A 7,458-nucleotide genomic window follows, 5' to 3' on the forward strand; every position below is an offset into this window, starting at 1 on the left:
GCTATGACGAATTTTTATTATTCGCTGAATGGGCATTTCTGTTCAGTTACGGTGTGTGAATATCTATATAATAAGGTGTATATTTAAAAGGTGATTTATTTTTGGCTTTTTAACTGGATAGAATGACGAAAAAAACGATTCATTTGCTCATTTTTTCATTTATGACTGACTTAATATAATATAATTTTGCGGCAGAAAATCTAATTAATTTGAAAAGCAATGAAAGTAGATTCAGTAAAAAACAATCGAAGAGCATTATTTGCTTTGCTGTTGTGTTCAGGATTTATTGCTTCACATCCGTTAACGGTATTTGCAAGCAGTAATGAGGTTCAAGCTACTCAGCAACAAAATTTGACAGTGTCTGGTGTCGTAAAAGACAATGCGGGGGAACCAGTAATTGGAGCTAGTATTGCCGTTAAAGGAGGTACTACAGGTACTATATCCGATATCGACGGTAAGTTTTCTTTAAATGTTGCAAAAGGGGCTATTCTTGAAGTATCTTTCATCGGCTACAAGACCCAGGAGTTTAAGATTGATTCTTCCAAATCATTGAACATTGTTTTGAAAGATGATACTGAAATGTTGGATGAGGTTGTTGTTGTCGGTTATGGTACAATGCGTAAGAAAGACTTGACAGGTTCTGTTGTGCAAATTAATCCAACTAAGATTGCTGACCAAAATCCGACTTCTGTACAAGATGTACTACGAGGAACTCCAGGTTTGCAGATTGGTTATGATGCTTCTGCGAAAGGTTCAGATGCTTCTATTCAATTGCGTGGTCAGAACTCTTTAGGTACCAATGCCAGTCCGATGATTGTGTTAGATGGTATGCCTTTCTATGGTGAACTTTCTGAAATTAATCCGGACGATATTGCACAGATTGATGTGTTGAAAGATGCTTCTTCTGCGGCTATCTATGGTGCCAAGGCTGCTGCGGGTGTTATTATCATTACTACAAAGAAAGGTAAGGAAGGAAAACCTGTTATTAATGTAAGTGCAAACCTTTCGGTAGTTAATAAATCTGATTACCGCGACTATTATGATGCTGCTGGATATCTTAAATTCCATCAGGATTGGCGTAAAATGTATTATACTTATGGCCAGGGAGAAGATGGCTTGTATGGCTATTATCAAGCGAAAGATGGTAATGGTAACGTTCTGTATCCTGAAGGTTATTTCGATGACCCCCGCACTATGTCAGAAAGTGATCAGCAGAAGTGGATGACTAATGTAGGTGCTAGTGGTATTGGTCCGTCAGAAGGTGAGACAGCACTGAATTTGTTTGCTCGCCGTTTACAATTCTACAATTCTCCGATGGTGATGGATAATTTCTTGAATGGACGTATGGTCGATTGGAATGATGCCACATTCCGTACCGGATTCAATCAAGATTATAATGCTAGTATTTCGGGTGCTACTGAACGTGTGAACTACTACTTCTCACTGGGATATGTGAACAATGAAGGTGCCGTACAGGGGAATGAATACAATGCATTCCGTTCAAACATGAAAATCAATGCGAAAATCACAGATTGGTTGGAAGTAGGTGCCAATGTGAACTTCCAGGATCGTTCAGACGGCGATATTCAGGTTTCGTTGGGAAGCAATTATTGGGATGCCAATATGTTGCGCAACTCTCCATACGCTTCTATGTATGATGAGGATGGAAATTATGAACAATATCCTATGTCTGGTCTGCCTTCTAATGGTGGTTATAACTACTACTTTGACCGCCAATACTATGATTTGGAAAAAGGCTATACGGTATTGAATACAATTTTCAATGCCAAAATCACTTTGCCGGCAGGTTTCACTTATTCATTTAATATTGCTCCTCGATACCAGTGGTATTATGACCGTTATTGGATGTCTGCTGATCTGCCCGATGCTTCAGCTTCCAGCCGAGGAGTAAATCGTGGATGGAGTAAGAACTTCGACTACAACTTGAACAACACCATTACATGGGATAGAACCTTTGGTGACCATCATATTACGGCTACTTTAGTACAGGAAGCAGAAGAGCACCGTTATTGGAGTGATAATATCAATGCACGTAATATCACTCCGAGTGACGCTTTGGGCTTCCACTATACATCGGGTGCTAACAAGAGTCAGAGTAGTTTCAGTACCAACGATACACACTATACGGCAGCTTCTTATCTTGGTCGTTTGTTCTATGGATTGAAAGACCGTTATATGATAACTGGAACTTTCCGTCGTGATGGTTATTCTGGTTTTGGTGCTAATAATCCATGGGGTAACTTCGGTTCTGTGGGTGTTAGCTGGGTATTCTCTGAAGAAAAATTCATGTCTGCCACTCGCGACTGGTTTGATATGGGTAAGTTACGTTTGTCATGGGGTACCAACGGTAACCGTGAATTCGGCGATGTATATTCTACATTGGCTAACCTGGCTTTGGCAGGAGGAAACATGGTGTACTACCAGAATGGTAATTCCAATGTGGTTAATCCGCTTTATATGAGCCGTCTGGCTGCTCCTAACTTGGAATGGGAAAAGACAAAAGCATGGAACGTTGGTTTGGACCTTTCTTTCTTTAACGGAAGATTGACAGCTAACATGGATTATTATTTCAAGAAGACCACTGACATGATTATGAGTCAGCGTCTGCCGAATTTCTCTGGTTTTGGTTCTATTATGGCTAACTTGGGTGAAGTACAGAACCAAGGTTTTGAAATCGCACTTAATTCTACCAATATTCAGAACAAGGACTTTTCTTGGAATACTTCTGTAGGTTTCTCTATTAATAAGAACAAGATCAATCACATCTACTACGATTACGATGAAAACGGAGTAGAAAAGGATGATACATCTAACAGATGGTTTATTGGACAGCCTATCGGTACCATCTGGTATTATGAAACAGATGGTGTATGGCAGAACACACCGGAAGACATCAAGGCTGCCGCACTGGTAGGACAGAAACCGGGTGACCCGAAAGTTGTAAATAATTATACGGAGGATGATCAGATTTTGGAAGATGGAACTCGTATTCCGGTATATAACGATAACGATAAAGTATACCAAGGTACTACAGCTCCTCCTATCTATTGGAACATGCGCAACGACTTCACTCTGTGGAAAGATTTGACACTCTCTATTTCATTGTACTCATACATGGGACACAAGAGCCGTGCTGGCTACTGGTTGAACCAGGAAAATGGTGGTTCGCAGGTAACAAACGGATTTAACGTAGCAGCCAAAGAATATTGGACTCCGGATAATCCGACAAATGATTATTGCCGTTTGGAAGCAGTAGGTCCTAATACTGGTTTGTCTGGAGGCGTTGATAAAGTCTATAACCGTAGCTTTGTTCGTTTGGATGACATCACTATCGGTTATACGTTGCCGAAAAAATGGACACACAAGTTTATGGTAGACCGCATTCGTCTGACTGCTACTTGCAAGAATGTTTGTACGATCGATGGTTGGGAATACGGTGATCCGGAAACAGATGGATTGGCTACACGTTCCTTTAACTTTGGTATTAACGTAACACTCTAATTACTGAAAAAACATTATGAAAACAATAAATACAATATTTACAAAAGGATGTATGGTGCTGGCTTCAGCTGCGCTGCTTACTACTGGATGTACGGATGACTTCCTGAAGCAAGACCCGCTGTCATTCTATAATCCTGAAAATACCTATACGACCGAATCAGGATTGAAGGCTGCCATGGCAATGTGTGACTATGGTTTGAAGGAAATGTTGATGGATGGTAACTCGAATGTTCTTCCTATGGCTTCTCTTTATTTTATGACTGATATTGGTTTGTATGCTAAAACAGATGCAAATCCTGTACAGGCAGACTTCGCTAATATCATTACTCCTACTTCCGGTATGGCAGGTGGGGGTGACTTAAACGCTATGCAACGTTTTTGGGATCGTACCTGGAACAGTGTTACTTTTGCTAATACAATTATTTCGAATGTAGATAAGGTAGAAGGCTTGGATCCTACTTTACGCGACGAGTATCTGGGTCGTGCTTATTTCCATCGTGCTTATGCTTACTATCATGGTGTATTGTTGTTTGGTGATATTCCTTTGATTACAAAATTGATTGAAGTTCCTAAGCAAAACTATAAATCAACCAGTAAGGAAGCCATCTTTAAAATGTTGGTACATGATTTGGAATTTGCAGTAGAACATGTACCGCCTCAGAAAGAGATTGGTTACATTGGAACGGTGAATCAAGAAGCTTGTATGCAGCTCCTTATTAAATGCTATCTGGTAGTAGGAGAATATGCAAAGGCTGAAGCGATGGCTACAGACTTGATTAATAACCATGGACTGGCACTTATGAAAGCGCCGTTTGGTACCAATGTACCTTCAGGTAATCCAGAAACATGGCCTGTAGAACGTAACGTAATTTGGGACTTGCATCGTGGTGTCAATATTACCGATGCTTCAAATACGGAAATGATTATGCCGATTCTGAACTATTATACAGAAGGTTTTATTTCTTATCCGCAAATGCGTGCTATGTGTGTGCACTGGAGTAATGGTGACATTGTTGATCCTCATAATATAGGCTCTCCAACTTATAACTATGCGCGCTCTAATAGTAAATATAATGCTGGGTTGGACTGGGTACGTGCTTTAGGTCGTGGAATCGGTTGTTTCCGTACATCTTATCACTACAACCAGACTATCTGGAACTACGACGGTGAAACAGACTGGCAGGATTTGCGCCACAACCGTGAAAAGGGTAACTGGGTAGAGATGACCGATTTGAAATACAACAATCCTTCTTCTGAGTTTTATGGACAGAATATGATGCTTTATGCGCCAGAAGACTGGGGATGGGATGAAGAGAAAAATGAACCTTTAATTAAGAAAGGACAATTACTTTGTAAAGATACTATCCGTAGCTGGTTCCCGACTCCGTTGTATAAGGTTTATATCCTCGACCAGAGTGCAGAGGAGAATATGAATGCCAATCAGTTTAACGGTGCGACAAAAGGTAATAATGTATCTAACGGTAACTTGTATCTGTTCCGTTTGGCAGAAACTTATCTGTTGCGTGCAGAAGCTAAGTTCTATCAGGGTAATGCAACAGGAGCAGCTGAAGATGTTAATGAAATTCGTCGCCGTGCCAATGCTAAGAAGATGTTTACAACGGTAACAATTGGAGATATTTGTGATGAACGTGTACGCGAACTTTACCTGGAAGAATGGCGTCAGCCTGAGTTAACCCGTATCTCTTGGTGCTTAGCAAAGAGCGGTCAACCGGATGAATGGGGTGATACTTATGATTTGGCTACTTGGGACAAACAAAGTGGTACAGACCTGAACGGTGGTAGCTATTGGTACAAGCGTACAACTCGTTACAGTATTTTCAACCATGGTCCTATTATATCTAAGGTTGAAATTAATTATCAGGTTGACAAACGTAACTTGTTCTGGCCTATTCCTAATTCTGCTATTACCGCGAATACTGGTGCTCAGCTTCGTCAGAATTACGGCTATGATGGATATGATGATAGCGTATTTATGTTCGATAATTGGGAGGATGCTGTTGCTGATGAGGAAACAGCTAACTAAACGGCATATATAAATAGGCAAATTTGTCCTATTATAATCTTGAATAAAGTGAAGAATCTCATATAGAAATATTTTGAGATTCTTCATTTCGTTTTAGATTCTATGATTTTTATGTAATGTTCTTACCGTTTTTTTAGTGATTTTTTAATTCGTTGTTTAATTTAGTAAATGATACCTTATGAAAAACATTCTTCTTCTTTTTCTTTTGGGCGTTTTCTTTTCTTGTACTCGTAATGAAATTATTACAGAAGAAGGTTCTGCCCAAACTTCTTCTCAAAGAGAAAAATCCATTATTGATAAAGGTGTAATATACCCTTCTACAAACTCTCAAATATTGACGCGAACTAATTATAATGATTTAGAAGTGGATTGGGTGAATGGTACAAAGGTAACTTTACCTAATGGTGAAGAAGTGGATTTGCCGTGGATTAATGGAGGGGATTTATTACCATTCATGAAAGAAAGACTTAGTCCTAGCAATGGTTGGGAATTGATAGCTCATACAATGAGACCAGATACAGAAAGTAATAGGTCTTATCTTATCTTTCATAATTATATAACAGGTACATTGCGCGTATTTTGTTATATGAGTACATTTGTAAATAATAATATGGGGTATTGGGCTATATCAACTTCTCAACCCACTAGGCTGTTTAATTTTTTGGGAAATTATGCATTGCCAATGAATCAATATGGTCCGACAAAAATTGTTATATCTAATTGTACAATACAAGATGGAAAAGGTTTTTCATTAGGTTGGAACGGTTTTCAAATGGAATTGGCATACGACCCAAGCGCATCTGGTACAATGAACTTTTCACCTTCTTGTTTAAACGCTACTAATTTCAATTTTAGTGGTACTTTTAGTTCACAAACAGAAGGTACTATTGTTGGAACAGAGTCTCAGCCGTCTGTGGGGACACAGATAATTTCAGGTCTAGGCAAAATTGCAGGAGATGCAGCTGAGGAGTGGTTAGGCTCAATATTATCTGATGTTGATGAGTCGAACTCTCGTTCTATTGGAAGTACGGCCCTGCTTACTTTAGCACAAGTTGGTATCACAGGAGTGTTCAAAGCTTTTTCAGGATTATTTAATAAACAGACACAAAAAATTTATGATGTTAGTTTAACAACTCAGGGAACGACTAGTATGACGGGGTATTCTATTCAGCCTTCTGCTGCTCCTATTGGTGCATTGGATATAAATCTAAGTTTAATTGATGGTAAGCTTGGTGGGTGGAACTTGGAGGAATCTCCAATAATGACATGGTGGACTACTGCTTTTAATGAAATAGTAAAGAATGAAAGTGTAACAAATCGAGAATATATTTATGAAGTACCTCAACCACAAATGTTAAGTTATAATATATCAGCTAATCCTAAATCAAACTTTGGGACACGCAAATCCCAAATGAACTATTATTATCGTTCTCCTGATATACCGGATTATGATATGGAAGGAAATATGTTATATAGAAAAGACGCGTTATGCTATGATTATGGTATAAAATATCAATATAAAGGCTCTACTCTTATTGTGCAACCGCGTATGCGCGTTCATGTACGTTATGTGGAATATCCGACATCGGAAATGTTACCTTTTACATTTTATTTAACTGATTTAGAGAATCGTTATCGGGTTGTAGAGTGGGTAGAGAGAGGCCTGAACCCTACAATGGACTTATATTTACAGGTTTCTTGTAATAATGAATATGTCATTAATGGTGTTACCAATACGCATATTGCATCTAGGATTTATCAAATAGGAACTTGTAATTGGGGAAGCGAATATTAAATTACTCACTGATAATAGTTAAAAAGTTTGTTGGCTTATTAGACATTCTTAAAAGTAAATGACATATGGAAGTCGATAGATTATGTCATTTTATATG

Annotated in this window: 3 protein-coding genes; all 3 read left to right on the forward strand. The window is 38.8% G+C overall.

The features are described from left to right. Positions 1 to 219 precede the first annotated feature (219 nt). Positions 220 to 3,522 carry a SusC/RagA family TonB-linked outer membrane protein gene (locus WKT20_RS17145; RefSeq protein ID WP_118163944.1) on the forward strand — a complete coding sequence of 1,101 codons (3,303 nt, stop codon included), beginning with the start codon at positions 220 to 222 and terminating at the stop codon, positions 3,520 to 3,522. A 16-nt stretch (positions 3,523 to 3,538) separates the two neighbouring features. Beyond that, on the forward strand, positions 3,539 to 5,566 hold the full coding sequence (locus WKT20_RS17150; RefSeq protein ID WP_117701697.1) for a RagB/SusD family nutrient uptake outer membrane protein: 2,028 nt from the start codon (positions 3,539 to 3,541) through the stop codon (positions 5,564 to 5,566). 178 nt (positions 5,567 to 5,744) lie between these two features. After that, positions 5,745 to 7,361, forward strand: coding sequence for a hypothetical protein (locus tag WKT20_RS17155; RefSeq protein ID WP_340417791.1), 1,617 nt, complete (start codon positions 5,745 to 5,747; stop codon positions 7,359 to 7,361). Positions 7,362 to 7,458 lie beyond the last annotated feature (97 nt).

This window comes from Phocaeicola sp. ICN-14070, assembly GCF_037892625.1.
GTDB lineage: Bacteria > Bacteroidota > Bacteroidia > Bacteroidales > Bacteroidaceae > Phocaeicola > Phocaeicola plebeius.

What these genes read in the sequence shown, in the direction of transcription:
- WKT20_RS17145 (WP_118163944.1), top strand. Translation starts at nt 220, where the DNA reads ATGAAAGTAGATTCAGTAAAAAACAATCGAAGAGCATTATTTGCTTTG.
- WKT20_RS17150 (WP_117701697.1), top strand. Translation starts at nt 3,539, where the DNA reads ATGAAAACAATAAATACAATATTTACAAAAGGATGTATGGTGCTGGCT.
- WKT20_RS17155 (WP_340417791.1), top strand. Translation starts at nt 5,745, where the DNA reads ATGAAAAACATTCTTCTTCTTTTTCTTTTGGGCGTTTTCTTTTCTTGT.